16 protein-coding genes and 4 pseudogenes are annotated in these 20,225 nt (G+C 61.0%); 8 read left to right on the top strand and 12 right to left on the bottom strand.

What is annotated here, in order from left to right; all coding sequences use genetic code 11:
- Positions 1–58 precede the first annotated feature (58 nt).
- From AB4O25_RS25680 to AB4O25_RS25670, 3 genes and pseudogenes are all read right to left on the bottom strand, one after another.
- Positions 59–585 (bottom strand): annotated as a pseudogene (locus tag AB4O25_RS25680) (DUF4142 domain-containing protein).
- Positions 586–704: 119 nt separating this feature from the next.
- Positions 705–1,346 carry a LysE family translocator gene (locus AB4O25_RS25675; protein WP_068937768.1) on the bottom strand — a complete coding sequence of 214 codons (642 nt, stop codon included), beginning with the start codon at positions 1,344–1,346 and terminating at the stop codon, positions 705–707.
- Positions 1,347–1,421: 75 nt separating this feature from the next.
- Positions 1,422–2,328: pseudogene (locus tag AB4O25_RS25670) on the bottom strand (LysR family transcriptional regulator).
- A gap of 77 nt (positions 2,329–2,405) precedes the next feature.
- Between AB4O25_RS25670 and AB4O25_RS25665 the strand changes: the two are divergent.
- Positions 2,406–2,891: a DMT family transporter gene (locus tag AB4O25_RS25665; RefSeq protein ID WP_017529619.1), complete on the top strand. Its 486-nt coding sequence runs from the start codon at positions 2,406–2,408 to the stop codon at positions 2,889–2,891.
- Between the two features lie 7 nt (positions 2,892–2,898).
- On the opposite strand, the pseudogene AB4O25_RS25660 reads toward AB4O25_RS25665, so the two are convergent.
- The 6 genes and pseudogenes from AB4O25_RS25660 to yiaY form a co-directional block, all read right to left on the bottom strand.
- Positions 2,899–4,226: pseudogene (locus tag AB4O25_RS25660) on the bottom strand (MFS transporter).
- A 59-nt stretch (positions 4,227–4,285) separates the two neighbouring features.
- A complete protein-coding gene (locus tag AB4O25_RS25655) occupies positions 4,286–5,227 on the bottom strand; it encodes a hydroxymethylglutaryl-CoA lyase (protein WP_017529621.1) in 942 nt (313 codons plus the stop codon).
- On the bottom strand, positions 5,224–6,417 hold the full coding sequence (locus AB4O25_RS25650; protein ID WP_460150138.1) for a CaiB/BaiF CoA transferase family protein: 1,194 nt from the start codon (positions 6,415–6,417) through the stop codon (positions 5,224–5,226). Before AB4O25_RS25650 ends, AB4O25_RS25655 begins: the two co-directional genes overlap by 4 nt.
- A gap of 102 nt (positions 6,418–6,519) precedes the next feature.
- Positions 6,520–7,473 carry a LysR family transcriptional regulator gene (locus AB4O25_RS25645; RefSeq protein WP_460150137.1) on the bottom strand — a complete coding sequence of 318 codons (954 nt, stop codon included), beginning with the start codon at positions 7,471–7,473 and terminating at the stop codon, positions 6,520–6,522.
- A complete protein-coding gene (locus AB4O25_RS25640; RefSeq protein ID WP_017529624.1) occupies positions 7,473–8,147 on the bottom strand; it encodes an NAD(P)H-binding protein in 675 nt (224 codons plus the stop codon). Before AB4O25_RS25640 ends, AB4O25_RS25645 begins: the two co-directional genes overlap by 1 nt.
- Before the next feature lie 85 nt (positions 8,148–8,232).
- Complete coding sequence (gene yiaY, locus AB4O25_RS25635; protein ID WP_026067406.1) at positions 8,233–9,381, bottom strand: L-threonine dehydrogenase; 1,149 nt, start codon at positions 9,379–9,381, stop codon at positions 8,233–8,235.
- Between the two features lie 124 nt (positions 9,382–9,505).
- On the opposite strand from yiaY, the gene AB4O25_RS25630 reads away from it, so the two are divergent.
- The gene (locus AB4O25_RS25630; protein WP_460150136.1) at positions 9,506–10,522 is read left to right on the top strand and encodes a DUF4917 family protein; all 1,017 of its coding nucleotides are present in this window, start codon (positions 9,506–9,508) and stop codon (positions 10,520–10,522) included.
- A gap of 18 nt (positions 10,523–10,540) precedes the next feature.
- On the opposite strand, the pseudogene AB4O25_RS25625 reads toward AB4O25_RS25630, so the two are convergent.
- Positions 10,541–11,068, bottom strand: a pseudogene (locus AB4O25_RS25625) (helix-turn-helix domain-containing protein).
- Positions 11,069–11,227: 159 nt separating this feature from the next.
- Between AB4O25_RS25625 and AB4O25_RS25620 the strand changes: the two are divergent.
- The 6 genes from AB4O25_RS25620 to AB4O25_RS25595 all read left to right on the top strand — a co-directional run bounded on the left by AB4O25_RS25620 (position 11,228) and on the right by AB4O25_RS25595 (position 18,230).
- Positions 11,228–12,010 (top strand): aldolase, encoded by a 783-nt coding sequence (locus AB4O25_RS25620; RefSeq protein ID WP_017529628.1) that lies wholly within the window; start codon positions 11,228–11,230, stop codon positions 12,008–12,010.
- A gap of 28 nt (positions 12,011–12,038) precedes the next feature.
- Positions 12,039–12,911 (top strand): dihydrodipicolinate synthase family protein, encoded by an 873-nt coding sequence (locus AB4O25_RS25615; RefSeq protein WP_460150135.1) that lies wholly within the window; start codon positions 12,039–12,041, stop codon positions 12,909–12,911.
- 116 nt (positions 12,912–13,027) lie between these two features.
- Positions 13,028–13,567 carry an RNA polymerase sigma factor gene (locus AB4O25_RS25610; protein WP_017529630.1) on the top strand — a complete coding sequence of 180 codons (540 nt, stop codon included), beginning with the start codon at positions 13,028–13,030 and terminating at the stop codon, positions 13,565–13,567.
- Complete coding sequence (locus AB4O25_RS25605) at positions 13,564–14,532, top strand: FecR family protein (RefSeq protein ID WP_460150134.1); 969 nt, start codon at positions 13,564–13,566, stop codon at positions 14,530–14,532. The genes AB4O25_RS25610 and AB4O25_RS25605 overlap by 4 nt, the downstream gene beginning before the upstream one ends.
- A gap of 128 nt (positions 14,533–14,660) precedes the next feature.
- On the top strand, positions 14,661–17,231 hold the full coding sequence (locus AB4O25_RS25600) for a TonB-dependent receptor (RefSeq protein ID WP_460150133.1): 2,571 nt from the start codon (positions 14,661–14,663) through the stop codon (positions 17,229–17,231).
- Between the two features lie 99 nt (positions 17,232–17,330).
- Positions 17,331–18,230 (top strand): DMT family transporter, encoded by a 900-nt coding sequence (locus AB4O25_RS25595; RefSeq protein ID WP_068937771.1) that lies wholly within the window; start codon positions 17,331–17,333, stop codon positions 18,228–18,230.
- A 16-nt stretch (positions 18,231–18,246) separates the two neighbouring features.
- Here AB4O25_RS25595 and AB4O25_RS25590 read toward each other — a convergent pair whose 3' ends face one another.
- Positions 18,247–19,449, bottom strand: a complete 1,203-nt coding sequence (locus tag AB4O25_RS25590; protein WP_017529633.1) for a class I SAM-dependent methyltransferase — start codon at positions 19,447–19,449, stop codon at positions 18,247–18,249.
- 158 nt (positions 19,450–19,607) lie between these two features.
- The gene (locus AB4O25_RS25585) at positions 19,608–20,225 is read right to left on the bottom strand and encodes a TPM domain-containing protein (RefSeq protein ID WP_017529634.1); all 618 of its coding nucleotides are present in this window, start codon (positions 20,223–20,225) and stop codon (positions 19,608–19,610) included.

The following is a 20,225-nucleotide window of genomic DNA, read 5'->3' as shown; positions in this document are numbered from 1 at the left end:
CAAAAAAAACGGCGGTTGAATCAAATCCAACCGCCGTTTTTTATTTCAACCCAAGGCCTCAACCGTCGCCTTGATGACCTTTGCCGTAGGTCGATGCCAAAGCACGGGCTTTGTGCAAACGCTCTTCCAGCTTAGGCAGTGTTTCGTCCACCAGGGCTTTGATTTCCGGGACATCCGAAGCAGCGCCTCCTGCTTGAACAGGGCGATAGCGTCTTCATTTTCCTTGACTTGTTGCGCGGTGTAGGCGGCATCAAAGGAGTCGCCGTCCTTGAGTTCAGGCATCAGGGTCTCGGCTTTGTCGACGATCTTCTCGCGCGGCGCCACAGGCAGGTCGAGCTTCTTGGCAATGGCGGCCAGGTGCTGGTTGGCAAGGGTGCGCTCGTTGATTACCTCGATGGTGTAGTCCTTGATTTCCTGGGACGAGGTTTTGGCGTGGGCCATGCGACTGGTTTCGATATCGGCCATGCCTTTGGCCGATGCCTGCTCGATGAATTCAGCAGGCGACTGGGCGAAAGCATTGCTGGCGCCGAGGCCCAGCAGCATCGCGAAACTGGCGGTGCGTAACCGGATAGCCATGCGGCTCATGATGGGTTCCTCCAGGGCAAAAATAAGTGCGGGGGAACACGCCCCGCCCTGAATTCGAATTTTCAGGACGGTAAAGGTTTAGAAAAAACTTGCCCGCACGACGAACGGTCGTTGCCGCATCAGACCGGTTTACTGCCGAACAGGTCGGGTAATGCATGCGCCAAGGCATTGATGGCGAAACCGATAAACATCACGCCGCAGAGCTTGGTGATAAGGATTTCATGACGTTGATACACCGTGCGCACGCGCTGCGCGCCGACCACGCCGACCAGGATCGCATAGGCCAATAGGCCGCCGATAAAGCTCAAAACAATCAACCCCGGCAGCATCGCCCAGGTCAGCATCTCGGCACGACTGGACAGCAACGCAGTGAAGGTTGCAACCGCCACCGGGTAAGCCTTGGGGTTGGTCAAGCCGAACACGATGCCGTGCCAGAACGGATGCCGCGCCGCGCCCTGTGGCGCATCACCGCTACGTTGGCGGGTGCGAATCGCGCGCCAGCCAAGCCAGAACAGGTACAGCCCACTGAGCACGCCCAGCACATCAAACGCACTGCTGCCCACTTCCCGCGCGCCGACAATCGCGATCAGCGCCGTGCTGCACCACACCACATCCCCCAGCAAATGCCCGCAAAGAAAACCCGCCCCGGCGCGACGGCCTCGGGCGGCGCCGATGCCGAACACAGCCAGCACACCAGGGCCAGGCGTGATGCCATAGATAAAGCCTGAAGCAAGGACCGCGAGCAGCAGGGATGGGGTCATGGCGGCGACTCTGGAGAGGTTGAACGTGGAGGGATTCTGCCTGTTCTACCAAGGAGTGCAAATGCCACGAGCGGGTTACGTCAATACGCCCTGCACCCGCCCAATCAACCACTGCAACCCCGAATCCCCGCCGCGCCGCGCGTGCCATCGCCAGCTCAAACGCAAACGCCGGGATATGAAACGGCGGTGGCACGGCCAGCAAATGCTGCTGATCGATATTCAGCAACCCCCGCGACGACACCGTCAGGATCAAGTCCGTGCCTTCAATCAACTGCGGCGCCACGCCCCAGTGCGGCAGGCTGACTGCCACATGGCGCCGCTCGCGAATCGCCGTCAGCGCCCGTTCGATTTCCGGGGTACCGCTGCCGCGCATTTCCAACAGCACGTGGGGACGCGCCAGGTAGGTAGGCAAATCGAGCGTGGCGTTTTCCGGCAGGCTATTGCGGTCCACCAGGCAGGTATAGTGCTCTTCGAATAATGGCGTAGTACGCAGCTCGCAGGGCATGTCGGGAAATACCCCGGCGGCCAGGTCGAGATCGCCATTGAGCACGCCGTCCACCATGCCCTCACGGCTGGCCTGGATGATCTGCAAGTCGATGCCCGGCGCTTCACGACGCAGCACACGGATCAACTTGGGTAGGAAAATTGCCGCGCTGTAGTCCGACATCGCCACGCGAAAACGGCGTTTGGTCGAGGCTGGGTCGAAGCGATTCGGCGCCAGCAGTGCCTGCACCTGGGCCAGGGCTTCGGCCAGTGGGGCAGCCAGCTCCAGCGCACGCGCGGTCGGCACCAATGCGCCGCCCTGGCGCACCAACAACGGGTCACCCAACAGGTCACGCGAGCGCGCCAGCGCATGGCTGACCGCCGGTTGGCTGAGGTGCAGGCGTTCGGCGGCGCGGGTGACATGTTGCTCACTCAGCAAGACGTCGAGGATCACCAACAGGTTGAGGTCGATACGGCGCAGGTCATTCATCAGCTGCATACTCAGCATAAAAACTTTGAATTTAAATTTGCGCGACGAATAACTTAGAGTCCAGCAAAACCTCTAGGAGTTTCGACATGACGATGTGGCATTGGGCAGGTTTGGGCGCGCTGGCGCTGATGGCTGGCGCGGTGGTGCCGTTTCAAAGTGCGATTAACGCCAACCTCGGGCGCGGGCTCGGCCACCCGTTGTGGGCCACTTTGGCCTCGTTGCTGGTGAGTATCATCGTGTTGTTGCCCGTGATTATCGCCCTGCGACTGCCCTTGCCGAGCCTGGCGTTTATCACCCAGGCACCCTTGTGGATGTGGGCTGGCGGTGCATTTGGCGTGTGTTTTATTTCCCTGGCGTTGATGCTGTTGCCCAAGCTGGGGGCATCGGGGTTTATTGCCTTGGCCCTGGCCGGGCAGATGCTGGCATCGCTGCTGCTCGACCACTTCGGCCTGTTCGGCCTGGCGCAGCGCCAACTGACAACGCCCCGTGTCGTCGGGGCGCTGTTGTTGATGGCCGCAGTGGCGTTGATTCAGTTCGCCAACGCGCCGGCCAAAGCCTTGGCCGCTGCGTGAAACGAGGTCAGCGCTTGTCGGAGGTAAGCATTTTTTGCGGCAGGCCCCACATCAGCAGCGCCGCGGCAACCAACGCGCACACGCCAATGACATACAGCGCCGGCGTGGTGCTGCCGGTGATGTCCTTGATGCGCCCCACCATTACCGGGCTGACGATACCGCCCAGTTGCCCCAGGGTATTGATCAACGCGATCCGCCCGCCGCACCGGCGCCGGCACCTGCCAGCAATTTGGGCGGCAACGTCCAGAACGTCGGGATCGAGGCAATAATGCCGGCCCCCAGCAAACCCAGCGCAATGATCAGGAAGGTGGTGTGGTTATCAAAGATCCCAGCGCAGAAGAAGCCAATCGCCCCCAACACCACCAACCCACTGACGAACTTGCGACGCTCACCTGTGGCGTCCGACCAACGCCCCACCACGACCATGGTGATGGCCCCGCAGATGTACGGGATGGCGGTCAACAAGCCAATCACCATCGGGCTTTCGATACCCGCGCTTCGGATCAACTGTGGCGCCCAGAAGTTGAGGCCGTAGGACGCCACCTGGATCAGGAAATAGATCAGCCCCAGCATCAGGAAACCCGGGATGCGCACAGCCTGGAGCAACGAGCCTTTCTTGTGCACTTCATGCACCGCGATGCGGCTGGCCAACAGGGCCTTTTCGTCGGCGCTCAGCCAATGTGCATCTTCAATGCGGTCCTTGAGTTGCGTCAGCACCATCCACGCCAACAGCAGGCACGGAAGGCCCCCCAGCAGGAACAACCAGTGCCAGCCGCGTATCTGCAGCACGCCATCCATGTGTTCCAGCACCAGCCCGGAAAACGGCGCGCCCACCAGCCCGGAAAACGCCGAAGCCAGGAACAGCATTGACGTGATGCGCCCACGGAAATCCTGCGGGAACCAAAGCGTCAGGTAATACAGCACGCCAGGGGCAAAACCGGCCTCCATGGCGCCGATCAGAAAACGCAGCGCGTAGAACTGCCACTCCGCGGTGACGAACACCATGGCGGCGGTCGCCAGCCCCCACGACACCATGATCCGTGCGATCCAGCGCCGTGCGCCGAACTTGTACAGCATCATGTTGCTCGGCACTTCGAAGAGGACGTAACCCACCACGAAAAGACCCGCCCCCAGGCCATACGCGGTATTGCTCAAGCCCAGGTCGGCTTGCAATTGAAACTTGGCGAAACTGATGTTGATCCGGTCAAAAAACGCGAACAGGTAGCACACCATGATCAGCGGCATCAGGCGCCAGGCGACCTTTTTAACCACCGCTTTAATGGCGTCGTCTTTGCCGACCGGGTGCGCGCCAGTCTCTAACGTATCAGTGCTCATTGTGCTTCTCCAGCGGACCGCTCATGGGCGTCCGATTGTTTTTGTTGTCTGGTATGGCGTTACAACGTGGCGATGTAAGCCGCAGGTGAATGCAGGTCACTGTTGCGCCCGGCCTTGACCACCTGGCCGGGTAACTCATGGCCCAATAGCGCCGGCAAACGGCGCGACAGGGTCAGCAGATGCGGCAGGTCGATACCGGTGTGAATCCCCACTTCCTCACACAGGTTGACCAGGTCTTCGGTACAGATATTGCCCGACGCCCCCGGCGCAAACGGGCAGCCGCCAAGGCCGCCGAGCGCCGCGTCAAAACGCCGTGCGCCGGCCTCGTAGGCGGCCAGCACATTGCACAAACCCAGGCCACGGGTGTTGTGGAAATGCAGGGTCAGGTCGCTGGCCGGCACGTGTTGCAGCACGCGTTTCACCAAACGCTGCACCTGACGCGGGTTGGCCATGCCGGTGGTGTCAGCCAGGGTGATGCCCTGGATGCCCAGCTCGCGATAGGCCTGCACGATCTGCAGCACGCGGTCTTCGTCGACCTTGCCTTCGAACGGGCAGCCGAAGGTGGTGGCGATGCTGCCGTTGAGGCGCACCGGATGGTCGGCGGCAAACCTCACCACCTCGGCAAACGCCGCCAACGATGCTTCGCAGCGCATGCGCATATTGGCCAGGTTGTGGGTCTGGCTGGCGGACATCACCAGGTTCAGTTCATCGGCGCGGGACTCGATGGCGCGCTGGGCGCCCTTGAGGTTGGGGATCAACGCGACATAGATCACACCCGCTTTGCGTTCGATGCCGTGGAACACTTGCTCGCCGTCACGCAGCGCCGGGATGGCCTTGGGCGAGACGAACGAGCCCGCCTCGATCCGTGAAAACCCGGCGAGAGAGAGTTGGTCGATCAGCGCGATCTTGTCGGCCGTCTCGACCCAGGTCGGTTCGATTTGCAGGCCATCGCGCGGCGAGACTTCCTGCACGATCAATGGCTCGGAATAATCCTGGATCATTGCACCACCCCCGTATTTTTTAAGCGTTGGATATCGGCGTCGGCGAGGCCCAGCCCACTGAGGATGTCGTCGGTGTGCTGGCCCAGCGCCGGGCCTTGCCAGTTCACGGCGCCCGGTGTCTCGGAGAGCTTGGGCACGATGCCGGGCATCTTCACCGACACGCCGCCGGGCAACTGGGCGTTGAGCAACATGTCGCGCGCCTGGTAGTGCGGATCGCTGACGATGTCCGCCACCGAGTAAATGCGCCCGGCCGGTACTTCAGCGGCTTCCAGCGCGCTGAGCACTTGTTCGATGGGCAGGCTGCTGGTCCAGTGGGTGATGGCGGCATCCAGCACGGCGCTTTTGGCCGCGCGGCCATCGTTGTGGGCAAACTCAGCGGCTTCGGCCAGGTCGGAGCGGCCGATGGCGGTCATCAGGCGCTTGTAGATCGGGTCGCTGTTGCCGGCAATCACCACGTAGGCGCCATCGGCGGTCAGGTAGGTATTGGACGGTGCAATGCCGGGCAACGCGCCGCCGCTGCGTTCACGCACATGGCCGAGCATGTCGTATTCGGGCACCAGGCTTTCCATCACGTTGAACACACTTTCGGCCAGGGACACATCGACCACCTGCCCATCACCCTGGCCGGTCTTGACCCGCAGCAAGGACATCAAGGCACCGATCACACCGTGCAGGGACGCAAGGGAGTCACCCAGGCTCACCCCCACCCGCGCCGGCGGCGAATCCGGGTTGCCGGTGGTGTAGCGAATGCCGCCCATGGCCTCTCCGATAGCACCAAACCCCGGGCGGTCGCGATAGGGGCCGGTCTGGCCGTAGCCAGAGATGCGCACCAGCGTCAGCTTGGGGTTTAGAGAGTGCAATACGTCCCAGCCCAGGCCGAGTTTTTCCAGGCCGCCGGGGCGCAGGTTTTCGATGAGGACGTCGGCGTCGCCGAGCAGTTGCTTGATAAGCCCCAGGCCTTCGCTGGACTTGAGGTTCAGGGCCAACGACTTCTTGTTGCGCGATTGCAGGTACCACCACAACGACGTGCCTTCATGCAGCTTTCGCCATTTGCGAAGCGGATCGCCCTGGCCCAGGGATTCGATCTTGATCACTTCGGCGCCAAACTCGGCCATCAACCGTGCGGCAAACGGTGCGGCGATCAGGGTGCCGATCTCGATCACCTTGATGCCGCTCAGGGGAGTCGTCATGAGGTGTACCTCTTATTCTTGGAATGTGAACCAAGGCTAGAGGACCGGCATTAGAGAAATCCAACCGTCAGTCGGCAAGGTTCGTTCGCAAAACGCGAACGCTCAGCGAATAGTCTGTAGGACAGAACTCACAGGCCGCTCAAGGGCAGGCATCGAGAGGCTCAGATAATCGAACAACAAACGGCTCACCGGCGACAACTGCGCCTCGTCACGCGCCACGAGGATCAATCGGCGGTCCGACCAGGCGTCGGTCAGCGGCACCGCGTGCAGGCCCAGCGCACGTCCAAACAGTTCGTAGGCCTTCTGCGGCAGGATACCGATGCCCATATTCGCCTGGACCATGCGGCACATTGCATCAAAGCCCGGCACATGAATGCGCAGGCGCAACATCTTGCCGGCCTCGCGCGCGGCGGCATGGGTGCGCATATTGATGGAACTGGCAACATGCAGCCCCACGTAGTCACTGCCCAACGTCTCGGCGAAAGCCAAACTGTCGCGCGCGGCCAGCGGATGATGAGCGGGCATCAGTACCATCAGTTTGTCGTGGCGATAGGTCACGCTGAGCAGGCCCTTGGTATCGGTATCGCAGGAACAGATGCCCAGGTCCGCCACGCCATCCAGCACGCCTTGCACAACGCCGGTACTAGGGCGTTCTTCCAGGTCGGTCTTCACTTCGGGATGCAGCCCGGAAAAATCCCGCAAATCTTCCGGAAGGAACTGAATGATCGCCGAGAGATTGGCCAGCATCCGCACATAACCGCGCACACCGTGGCTGTGCTCGCCCAGCTCCATGCCCATTTTTTCGACGTTGAACAGCATCTGCCGTGCGTGGTGCAACAGGGTTTCGCCGGCGGCCGTCAGGTCCATGCCCTTGGCGCGGCGCACGAACAGGCTCACGCCCAACACATGCTCCAGATCCATCAGGCGCTTGCTGGCGGCCGATACCGCAATGGCTTCGCGGGCGGCGGCGCGGGTCAGCGTACCCTCCTCGAACACCGAGACAAACAACTGCAAGGTGATCAGGTCGAGGCGGCGCACCAGGCTTTTGTGCAACATCAGTGACGCTCGCCGGCCAAGCGATGGAGATCGGCCTGCTCCACCACCGGTTGCGGCGCGCCCTGACGCACCGCCTGCAACATCGCCCGGCCGACCGTCTCGGTACTCACCACCCAGCCCGGCCTGACACGGCGCACCAGCGACAGCAACGGGCCCAGGACGGCATAAAAACCTTGATACAGCGGCGTCTTCGAGCGCACGCCGTGCAGCGGCTGGATCAGCCCCGGCCGGAACAGGTACACGGCCTTGAACGGCAAGCGCAGCAACGCATTTTCGGTCTTGCCCTTGACCCGCGCCCACATCGACTTGCCCGCTTCGGAACGGTCGGTACCGGCGCCGGACACATAGATAAACGTCATCTGAGGATTGAGCCGCGCCAAGGTGCTGGCGGCAACCAGCGTGAGGTCATAGGTGAGGTGGGTGTAGCGGGTTTCATTCATGCCTGCCGACGAAACGCCGAGGCAAAAGAAGCACGCATCAAAGCCTTGCAGCAGGTTTTCCAGGGGATGGAAATCGAGCATGTCGCTGTGCAATACCTGGTGCAGCTTGCCGTGCTCCTGAGGCAACGGCGTGCGGCCGACGGCGACGACCTCCTGCACGTCGGCGGCCAACAGGCATTCACGCAGGACGCCCTGGCCAACCATGCCGGTGGCGCCGAATAACAGAACTCTCATAAGGGGACCTCAGCGGCACGCCGCAAGCTCAAGTTAAACGCATTCGACTTGTAGCTTAACGCGTGCAGCGTGCCGCTGCCCCTATTCAAAACGCGCTGCGAAAGATCTCCTCGATCTGCCGCTGATCCGCGCGTCGTGGGTTGGTGAGCCCACACGCATCCTTGAGGGCATTGCCGGCCAGCAGCGGAATATCCTGCAATTTGGCCCCCAGTTCGCGCAGGCCGGCGGGAATTTCAACATCCTGGGCCAGGCTGCGAATGGCGGCGATGGCCGCTTGGGCGCCCTCTTCATGGCTGATGCCCCTGGTGTCAGCGCCCAATGCGCGGCCCACGTCGCTCAGGCGTCTGGCGCAGACGCTGGCGTTGAAGCTCTGCACATGGGGCAGCAGCACCGCATTGCACACGCCGTGGGGCAAGTCGTAGAAACCACCCAGTTGGTGCGCCATGGCGTGCACGAACCCCAGGGATGCGTTGTTGAAGGCCATGCCGGCGAGGAACTGCGCGTACGCCATGTTTTCCCGGGCGGCCTTGTCACTGCCGTCGCGTACGGCCAGGCGCAGATTGGCGCTGATCAACTCTATCGCCTTGATGGCGCACGCATCGGTGATCGGCGTGGCGGCGGTGGACACGTAGGCTTCGATGGCATGGGTCAAGGCGTCCATACCGGTGGCGGCGGTGAGGCCCTTGGGCATGCCGACCATCAACGAGGGGTCGTTGACCGACAGCAGCGGCGTGACGTTGCGGTCAACAATGGCCATTTTCACGTGACGGGTTTCGTCAGTGATGATGCAGAAACGGGTCATCTCACTGGCGGTGCCGGCGGTGGTGTTGATGGCCACCAAGGGCAGTTGCGGCTTGGCTGATTGGTCGACACCTTCATAGTCGCCAATGTGCCCGCCGTTGGTCGCGCACAGGGCGATGCCCTTGGCACAGTCATGGGGCGAACCGCCGCCCAAAGACACCACGAAATCACAGGCACTTTGCTGCAACAGCGCCAGGCCTTTCTCGACGTTTTCCACATTGGGGTTGGGCTTGGCGCCGTCGTAGATCACCGAATCGATGTCCTGCATCGCCAGTTTCTCGGCGATCATGCTCGCCACGCCCGCCTTGGCCAGGCCGGCGTCAGTGACAATCAGCGCCTTGCGAAAGCCGTAGTTGCGAATCGCGTTCATGGCTTCGTCGAGGCAGTCGGTGCCCATGATGTTGACGGCGGGAATGAAAAAGGTGCTGCTCATGGCGAATCCTCGGATAACGTTTATGCCTACAGCATCGACCTCGCGCGCCAGCGGCATCTTGATCAGGATCAACGCCGGCTCGTGATAAAGTCACCACCCAGCCGATTTGAGTAGACCCGCCGCAATGAAGGACTTCCAAGCTATTGACGCCCACCTTGAAGACTGGAGCGCACTGCGCAGCGCCATCCACTTCAGCGGGATTTTGATCGGCAACGGCGCAAGCCGCACGATTTGGGAAGACTTCGCCTACGACTCGCTGTTTGAAAACGCACGCACCGTGGAAGAAAAACCCCTGAGCCAATCCGAACTCAGCGTGTTCGACGCCCTGCAAACCCGTAGCTTCGAGCAGGCCCTGGGGGCGCTGAAAACCACCAGCCGGGTCAACAAGGCCCTGGCGGTCAGTTCGGCCGCACCGCGCAATCGCTACTACGCAATCAAGGAAGCCTTGATCAATACCATCCACAGCGTGCACATCCCGTGGCGTCTGGTGCAGCCATCGACGCTGGCGACGATCAACGCCGAGTTGAAGCACTACTCGACGGTGTTCACCAGCAATTACGACCTGCTCAATTACTGGGCGACCCTGCATGCCCCCGGCATCGACGATCTATTCGGCAGCGCCGACGCCAGCTTCGACCTGCGCCACACCCACTGCGACGCCACGCGCATTCTGTACCTGCACGGCGGCCTGCACCTGGTGCGCAACCTCGACGGCACCGCGCGCAAATTGCCGTCCACCGACAGCACCTTGCTCAGCAGCTTTGCCATCAACCATACGATCAAGACCCTCGACGACGTGCCGCTGTTCGTCAGCGAAGGCCAGGTGCAAGAGAAGCTCAAAACTATCCGCAGCTCCGATTACCTGTCGTTCTGCTATGAGCAATTGTTGAACCACGAGGGCGCGCTGTGCGTTTTCGGCCATGAGTTGGGGCCGCAGGACAAACACTTGGTGGATGCGATTCGCCAGGCCCGGCTGACGACCCTGGCGATCTCGGTATCGGGGCGCAGCGAGGGGTTTATCCGCCAGCAGAAGCGGCGCTACTCGGAGTTGTTTGACGGCACCGGCGTGCAGCTGAAGTTTTTTGCGGCGCGCACCCATGCATTGGGTAATCCGGCGTTGTCGGTGCCGGTCGAGCGCTGATTTCAAGCCCCATCGCTATCATTCCTCGGCGCTGTGCACCACCACCAGCAACTGCGCCTGCACCTCCCCCACCGAGCGAATCCGGTGGGGCTTTTTGCGCGTTGAAATGCAGCGCGTCACCGCGCTCCAGAATCACTCGCTCATTCATGAAATCCACCTCGACCGAACCTTCATGCACAAACAAAAACTCTTCCCCGAGGTGCTCCTTGAAGGTCTTGTCGCTGAATTGCGCCGGCGGGTAGATGAGGAACGGCAACAGGCTGCGTTCGCTGACCTGATGGGCAAGTACCGCGTAACCCGGTGAGGTGTCGGGCCGCTCGTGGCTGCGTACCAGGCTGTAGCTGTCGAGGCTGACACGGTCTTCGCTGAACAGTTCTTCGACGTTCACGTTCAACGCCTTGGCCAGTTTCAGCGCGGCGGCGATGGACGGCGTATTGAGCCCGCGCTCGACCTTGGACAAGTAGCTCTTGGTCATCCCGGATTTTTCGGCCAGGGTCTCCAAGGTTACGCCAAGTTTTTTCTCAATAATTTCAAACGGATAGACATGTGCTGCAGTTAATCCATGCAAGAAACGATAGGCTGCGCTTGCCAATGACACAAAGTGTCATATAGCATCATTAGTGTCATTTGCCTTCACCCAACGACCTTGCGAGCAGCGGGAAACAGCAAATCCGACGTCCATTGAACCACCCAAAGGACACCGATATGGCCAAGACATTAGCACTCCCCAAAGACCAACTGGTCAAGCAAGCGCTGGTCCAGATGCAAAACACCCTGGCGGATAATACGTGGACCGACCGGCAAAAGCTGGCGCTCACTTGCCGCATCCTGTTCGAGAACGGCCACGACTCCGGTCTGGCCGGACAGATCACCGCGCGCGGGCCGCAACCGGGCACCTATTACACTCAACCACTGGGCCTGGGTTTTGACGAGATCACCGCCAGCAACCTGTTGCTGGTGAACGAAGACCTCGAAGTGCTGGAAGGTCATGGCATCCCCAACCCGGCGAACCGTTTTCACAGTTGGGTGTACCGTGGCCGCCCGGATGTGAATTGCATTATTCACACGCACCCGACGCATATCGCGGCATTGTCGATGCTGGAAGTACCGTTGCAGGTGTCGCATATGGATCTGTGCCCACTGTACGAAGACTGCGCCTTCCTGGAAACCTGGCCAGGGGTGCCGGTGGGCAATGAAGAAGGCGAAATCATCACCGCGGCCCTGGGCGATAAACGCGCGATTCTGCTCTCGCACCATGGCCAATTGTCCACCGGCGCGAGCATCGAGCAAGCCTGCGTGATCGCGCAGTTGATCGAGCGCGCGGCCAAGTTGCAGTTGCTGGCAATGGCGGCGGGCACCATCAAGCCAATCCTGCCGGCGCTTGGGCGCGAAGCCCACGACTGGATCTCCCGGCCCAAGCGTGATGGCGCCGCGTTCAATTACTACGCCCGGCAGAACCTGCGCCAACACGCCGATTGCCTGAACTGACCTGCCCTTTTTCGACCGGAGACTTTCCATGTCCAGCCCAACTATTCACGGCATCATCGGCTACACCATCACTGCGTTCAGCGCCGACGGCCAGCGCATCGACCTGGATGCCCTCGGGCGCTCCATCGACCGTTTGATCGACAGCGGCGTGCATGCCATCGCCCCCTTGGGCAGCACCGGCGAAGGCGCGTATTTGAGCGATGCCGAGTGGGATGAAGTCAGCGCCTACAGCCTGGCAAAGATCGCCCGGCGCGTACCGACTATCGTCAGCGTGTCCGACCTGACCACCACCAAAGCCGTGCGCCGTGCCCGGTACGCCGAGGCCAACGGCGCCGATGTGGTGATGGTGCTGCCGACCTCGTACTGGAAACTCAGCGAGGCGGAAATCCTCGCCCACTACGCGGCGATCGGCGACAGCATCGGCGTGCCGATCATGCTCTACAACAACCCGGCCACCAGCGGCACGGACATGTCGGTGGATTTGATCCTGCGCATCATCAAGCAGGTGAGTAACGTCACGATGGTCAAGGAAAGCACCGGGGATATTCAACGCATGCATCAGTTGCATCGCCACAGCGACGTGCCGTTCTACAACGGCTGCAACCCGCTGGCGCTGGAAGCCTTCGCGGCGGGCGCCAAAGGCTGGTGCACGGCGGCGCCTAACCTGATCCCACAGCTGAACCTCGCGTTGTATGACGCCGTATTGGCCAACGACCTGACCAAGGCGCGGGATTTGTTTTATCGCCAGTTACCGTTGCTGGACTTCATCCTCAAAGGTGGGTTGCCGGCGACGATCAAGGCGGGCTTGCGCTTGACCGGGCTGGAGGTGGGCGATCCGCGCTTGCCGGTGTTTCCATTGGGCGAAGCGGCAATAGAACAGCTGAGAACATTGCTGCGCTGAAGCGGCGATCGAGTGTGGGAGGGGGCCCTTCCCACCTTTTAAATAGAGACAAATAGCAATAATTCTCGATATCATTCGCGACCTTTCCAAGCCGTGCTTCGTCAAGAAGGATATCCATGTCTCGTCCCAAGCCCGACCCGTTGTCGGCCGATGCCTTTCGCGGGTTTTATACGGACATTCTGTATTTCCTGCGCAAACGCACCGACAACGTCAACGACGCGGCCGACATGACCCAGGATGTCTTTGCGCAATGGCTCAACTACCGCGACCGGGCCAACGTCGAGCAGCCACGGGCGTTTCTGTTCCAGATGGCGCGCAACCTGCTGCGTGATCACTGGCGCAAACAGAAGGTACGGCACACCGTCCATGCGGGTCACGATGACATAGACGCGGAACCTGTCACCGACGAGCAAAACGAACCCATGGCCGCGGCGCTGCGCCTGCAACGCCTGGAACAGTTGAAAGAAGTCCTCGCCGAACTCTCGCCCCGCAGGCGAGAAGCCCTTATGCTGCACCGCTTCGAAGGCCTGAGCCAGGCGCAGATCGCCGAGCGCATGGGCATTTCGACCAGCATGGTGGAAAAGCACATCGCCTTTGCCCTGCTGCATTGCAAGCGACGCCTTCACACCGAACCCGGCACGGAGCAGCCAGAATGAACCGCCTGAGCGACACCGACGCCCTCGACATCGAAGACAGCGACGCCATCGATGCCCAGGCCGCCAGTTGGTTTGCCCGCCATCGCAACGACGCCGACCGTGCCGACCGCAAGGCCTTTGCCGCCTGGCTGGCAACACCCGCGCACGCGCGCGCCTATGCCGAGTTCGAACAACTGTGGGCCGACCTGGCCCAATTGCAGCAACTGAACAAACCCGTGGCGCTGCCGACGCGCAAAACCTCCGTGTGGCGCCCTACCCTGGCCGTGGCCGCCGGGTTGCTGTGCGCCGTACTGGCCACCCAGATAGGCGCGCCCCGCACGCTTTACCACACCCAGGTCGCGGCGCATGCCAAGGGCATGCGCACCTTGCCCCTGCCGGATGGCAGTACCTTGTATGTGAATGCCAATACGCGCCTGCGCGTGGATTTCACCGCGCACCAACGCATCGTGCATCTGGACAAAGGCCAGCTGTACATCGAAGTGGCCGCCGACAAGGAACGGCCGCTGTTCGTGCAAGCCGGCGAGGCCAGCGTGCGGGTAGTGGGCACCGGGTTTGACGTGCGGCGCAGCCCGCAACAGCTAGTGGTCAGCGTCGCCCATGGAGAGGTCGCCTTCGAGCCGGACGCAAAAAGCCCGGCCACCCTGCTTGGCGCCCGGCAACGCGCCAACTACAGCTACGCCCAGGGCACCGTGCAACAACAAACCCTCACCGGCGAAGAGGTCGCCGACTGGCGCGGTGGCCACTTGTCGTTTCGCAACCGTGAGCTGGCCGGCCTGATCGATGAACTGAGCCTGTACCGCCCCCAGGCACCGATGCAGGTCAGCAACGCCGTGGCGCACCTGAAGGTCTCGGGCAATCTTGATGTGAACGATCCAGACGCCCTGCTCAACGCATTACCGGCCCTGCTGCCGGTGAAAACCGTGGTCTCGGCCGATGGCATCGTACGGATTGAATCGAGCAAATAACTCGCTGAAAGCCACACATGAGAATATTTTTCATTCGCAGGTGTGGTTTTTTTTGCCTGCTCCGTCTTCCTCCGGTCTGCGTTTGATACGCGCACCTTTCTGGCCATTTGGCCGCACCGGGGGATTTCATGTTTCGCGCGCCTTGCCATGCTTCGCACCTGTTTCTTCGACCGACCCTCATCGCCACCTGCCTGGCCTTAAGCCTCAGCGCCCAAGCCGACTCGCTCACGCTGCAGCTGCCTGCGCAGCCATTGGCAACATCCTTGAGCCAAGTGGCGCAGCAGGCAAAAATCCAGCTGCTGTTCGATGAAGAGTTGCTCAAGAACGTAAAGGCGCCGGCCCTCAGCGGTGACTTCACGCCGGAAGTGGCGATCCGCACCCTGCTGAAAAACGGCGAATTCACCTTGATCAAGGTCGGCAGCACCTACGTGGTAAGGCCCGAAGAGGCCAAGACCACCAACAGCGGCGCGATCCAGCTGGACGCCCTGAGCGTGATCGGCACCGGCAATGAAGTCGACTCCAGCACCGTAGGGCGTTCCACCTTGAGCCAGGCGGATATCGATCGATACCAGCCCGACAACATTCCATCGCTGCTGCAGACCCTACCTGGGATATTCATGGGCGGCTCACCCAAGCCAGGCGGCCAGACCATCAACATTCGAGGCATGGGCGACGCCGAAGATGTGCCCATGACCGTGGATGGCGCGACCAAAAGCGGCTTCGAACGCTATCAACAAGGCACGGTTTTTATCGAGCCGGAGCTGATCAAAAGCATTGAGGTAGAGAAAGGCCCCTACTCGCCATTCAACGGCAACGGCGGTTTCGGCGGCACGGTCAACATGACCACAAAAGATGCACCGGACCTGCTCCAGGACGGGCGCAATGCCGGAGCAATGACCAAGTACGGCTACTCCAGCAATACCCACGAGCAGGTGTACAGCGGCGCGCTGTATGGTCGCACCGATGACGGGCGCATGGACGGCCTGATCTACCTGACCAAGCGCGACGGCGCAGACATGAAGCTGGCAGGCACGCCGCCGGACCCGCGCAATGAATACCCTATAAACCCCAAGCGCCTACCCAACAGTGCACAGGATGTAGAAGGCGAGCTGTTGAAGTTCAATGCTCACTTCACCGACGAACACAGCATGGGACTGTCCTACTCCAGCGCCAAAAGCGAACGCATGGCGCCGTTTTCGGCTAAAAGCTACCCGTCACCACCCACGCAATCGACCATCAACCGGTATGGCTACGAAGGCGCGCTGAAACGTCTTCTGGCCGACCGAGAAACCGTCGACACCACCTGGTCGGGCAAATACCAATACCAGCCGCTGAACAATCCGTTGATCGACCTGAAACTCAGCTACTCATTCTCTCAGACCGACCAGACTGACGAGCGCGCCGAGAACGCCGTCATAGGCCTGAGTACCGGTGGACGCAAGATGGAAACGTCTTACACCGATCGAATACTTGAGGTACGCAATATAAGCCTGCTGACCACCGGCCCGCTGGAACACGCGGTCACCACCGGCGTGCAGATCCGCAAGCACAGCCGCGAAACCGAAAGTTGGATGCCGGGGGCGACCTACAACACCGCTAGATACAACTATGGGCATTTCCAGCCCTACTTCATGCCTCACGGCAAGGCCGATACCAACGCTTTCTATGTGCAGGACGCCGTAACACTCGGCGACGTAACAATCACCCCGTCCCTGCGTTACGACCATGTGCGCAACCGCGGCGAAGCCAATGATGCGCCGTACTACAGCAACCCGGACCCGCGTGTCGGCCATGACTACAGCGACCGCACCTATACAGGATGGTCGCCGCGCCTGGCCGCGTTCTGGAACGTGACCCCGGATGTGGCGTTCTTCGCCAGCTGGAACCGCACGTGGCGTGCGCCGGTCATTGATGAACAATACGAGGTCAAAGGTGCCAACAGCACTCGCAGCGCCACCAGCCTCAACCTCGAACCGGAGCGCATTACGGCCATCACAGCGGGCAACGTCACCCATTTTTCCGGTGTCTTTACCCGCGATGACAACCTGCAACTGCGCACCACCCTGTTCCACAACCGTATCGAAGACGAAATCATGAAGGCCACCGGCATTGGCTGCGAACGGCAAATGACGGTGCCGGGCAATATCGATACGGTGTGTACCGACACGGCGTCCAGAACCAACTATCGCAACGTCGGCGGCATGACTATCAAGGGTGTCGAACTGGAGGGCTACTACGACTCGACGTACCTGTTCGGCTCCCTGACTTACTCCTGGGCTACAGGTAAACGCGATAACCCCTACACCAACCCCTGGGCTACCGACCGTCACGTATGGGCACGGGATATCCCCCCGGCCAAATGGGTCGTGGTATTGGGCACCAAGATTCCGAGCTGGAACGCGCAAGTGGGCTGGCAGGGCCAGTTCGTACGCAAGACCGATCGCGTACCCACCGACATCTACTCTGGCGGCTTGAACTCAACCATCGGCGACTTTATCTATGACCAAACCGAAAACGCCAGCTACGACACCCAGGGCCTGTTCGCCAACTGGAAACCGCAACAGGCAGGCCTCAAAGGCACCGAATTCAACTTCACCGTAGACAACCTGTTCAACCGCAGCTACCAACCTGCGCTCAGCGGCGAAGGTGTCTACAGCGAAGGCCGCAACGCCAAGATCAGCGTCACCCGCTTCTTCTAAAACTGTACGGATAAATCCGCGCCCAGCTGTAGGCCCGCGTTCGGCGGGGGTTGTGGCTAGATGGGCTTCCCTTGAAGCCCTCTGGATTTCGGTTACCCCATGAACTCGCGCGAAAACACCGGCATGGCCCTCGGCCTGTTGGGCGTCATCATCTTCAGCCTGACCCTGCCCTTCACTCGTATCGTGGTGCAGGAGATCCACCCGCTGCTCAACGGCCTCGGCCGTGCGCTGTTTGCGGCAGTGCCGGCGGCCGCGCTGCTGCTGTGGCGCCGCGAGCGCTGGCCTAGCTGGCGCCAGGTGCGCGGGCTGTGCCTGGTGATCGCCGGGGTGATTCTGGGCTTCCCGGTGCTGTCGGCCTGGGCCATGCAAACCTTGCCGGCGTCCCATGGTGCGCTGGTCAATGGCCTGCAACCGCTCTGCGTGGCGCTGTACGCGGCGTGGTTGTCCCATGAGCGGCCATCCAAAGCCTTCTGGGCTTGCGCGGCGTTGGGCAGCGGGTTGGTGCTCGGTTACGCGTTGATCACCGGGGCCGGCAGTATCCAGGCGGGCGATCTGTTGATGCTCGGCGCCATTGCGGTAGGCGGCCTGGGCTATGCCGAAGGCGGCCGCCTGGCCAAGGAAATGGGCGGCTGGCAGGTAATCTGCTGGGCACTGGTGCTGTCGACACCGGTACTGATCGGCCCGGTGTGGTACCTGGCGGCGCAGCATCAAGGTGTGATTTCCATGCGCACCTGGTGGGCGTTTGGCTATGTGTCGCTGTTCTCGCAGTTCCTGGGGTTCTTTGCCTGGTACGCCGGGTTGGCCATGGGCGGCATTGCGCGGGTCAGCCAGATTCAGTTGCTGCAAATCTTCTTCACCATCGCGTTTTCGGCATTGTTCTTCGGGGAACATATCGAACCGATTACGTGGGTGTTTGCGTGTGGGGTGATCGTGACGGTGATGTTGGGGCGCAAGACAGCGGTGCAGCCTGCGCCCATTCCCAAGGTACACACCGTCTAACGGTGAGGTGCTGTGTTCAGCCCAGCAACCCATCCGCGCGCAGCAGGGTTTCCAGGCAGTGTTCGCTGATGTGGTAGAACGCCTTGAGCTCTTGAATCTTCTCCAGCAACTGCGCGTTGTCCACCGGCTCGGCGCGCTTGACCGCCAGGATCATCTTGTTCTTGTTGGTGTGTTCCAAAGAGATGAACTCGAACACCTTGGTCTCGTAACCACAGGCTTCAAGGAACAACGCACGCAAGCTGTCGGTGACCATTTCCGCCTGCTGGCCCAGGTGCAGGCCGTATTGCAGCATCGGCTTGAGCAACACCGGGCTCTGGATCTGCAGGCGGATCTGTTTGTGGCAGCACGGCGAGCACATGATGATCGACGCGCCGGAACGGATACCGGTGTGGATCGCGTAGTCGGTGGCAATGTCGCAGGCATGCAGGGCGATCATCACGTCCAACTCGCTGGGCGCCACGCTGCGCACGTCACCACACTTGAACACCAGCCCCGGGTGTTCCAGGCGGGCGGCGGCGGCGTTGCACAGGGTTACCATGTCTTCGCGCAGTTCCACGCCGGTGACTTCGCCTTCGGCCTTGAGGGTATTGCGCAGGTAGTCGTGGATCGCGAACGTAAGGTAGCCCTTGCCCGAGCCGAAGTCGGCGACGCGCACCGGTTGCGCAAGCTTCAGCGGTGACGAGGTCAGGGCATGGCTGAACACTTCGATGAACTTGTTGATCTGCTTCCACTTGCGCGACATCGACGGGATCAACGCCTGCTTGGCGTCGGTCACGCCCAGGTCGGCGAGGAACGGGCGGCTCAGGTCGAGAAAGCGATGCTTCTCGCGGTTATGTTCGGCCGAGGGCGCCTCACGCAGTTGCTGCGGCTTGCTTTTGAACAGCGAACTTTTGTTCTTCTTGCTGTATTCCAACTGCGCTTCATCGGTCAGCGCCAGCAAATGCGCGTTCTTGAACGCTGCCGGCAGCAGTTCGGCAATCGCTGCCACCCCGTCGGCCAAAGGCAAGTTCTTGGTGATGTCGCGAGTTTTGTAGCGGTAAACGAAGGACAGGCATGCCTGCTCCTTGACCGTCACAGGCTTGATGATCAGCCGTTGCAGTTCGGCTTCGTCACCCACGTACTTGGCCAGTACCAGTTTGATAAAGGCGTTCTGCGCCAGGTTTGTGCTCAGCAGTTCGATGAACTGGGCGTGATGATCCGGTTGAGCGGTGACAGACATGAACAAAAACGCCTCGGGCAGGGAATACCAGGCATTTTAGGGGGGATGGGGGTTAAGGGCACGGGGTTATTTGATCAGTGGTAAATTCCTGAGCCACTGTAGATCCAATGTGGGAGGGAGCAAGCCCCCTCCCACACTTTTGCTCAGTGGTGGCTGGGCTATTCGAGTACCACCAGGCGATTGGGCAACTCATTGCGAGCCTGCGTCACCGGCACATGCACCTTGAGCAACTCGCCACAGGCTTCAATGCAAGCGATAAACCCGGCCAGCGTCTGCCCCTGTTTCACCTGCTGGGTAAACGCCTTGACGATGGCATCCCAACTGCTGTTATCCAGGCGCTTGGAAATGCCCTCATCCACCAGGATCTCCACATACCGCTCGGCCTCGCTGACAAAAATCAGCACGCCGGTACTGCCCAGGGTGTGGTGCAGGTTCTGTTCGAGGAATTGGCGACGTGCCAGGTTCGAAGCACGCCAGTGGCGCACCGACCGGGGGATAAGCCGCGTGGTGACCTTGGGCAGGCGAAACACCAGGCACAACACAATGAACGTCGCCCATTGCGCCAGCAACAAGGTGTACATGGTCAGGTAGCCCGACAGGTAATGCACCACACCTGGCACCACCAACGCGATCAAGCTGGCCCACAACAACGGGATGTAGGCGTAATCATCGGCACGCGCGGCCAGTACCGTCACCAGTTCGGCGTCGGTCTGTTGCTCGACCCGGGCGATGGCTTCGGCGACTTGGCGTTGCTCGTGTTCAGTCAGTAATGCCAT

The organism is Pseudomonas sp. S3_A03 (assembly GCF_054668275.1).
Note: the sequence above shows the minus strand (reverse complement) of the source record. Positions and strands in the feature narration are given on the sequence as shown.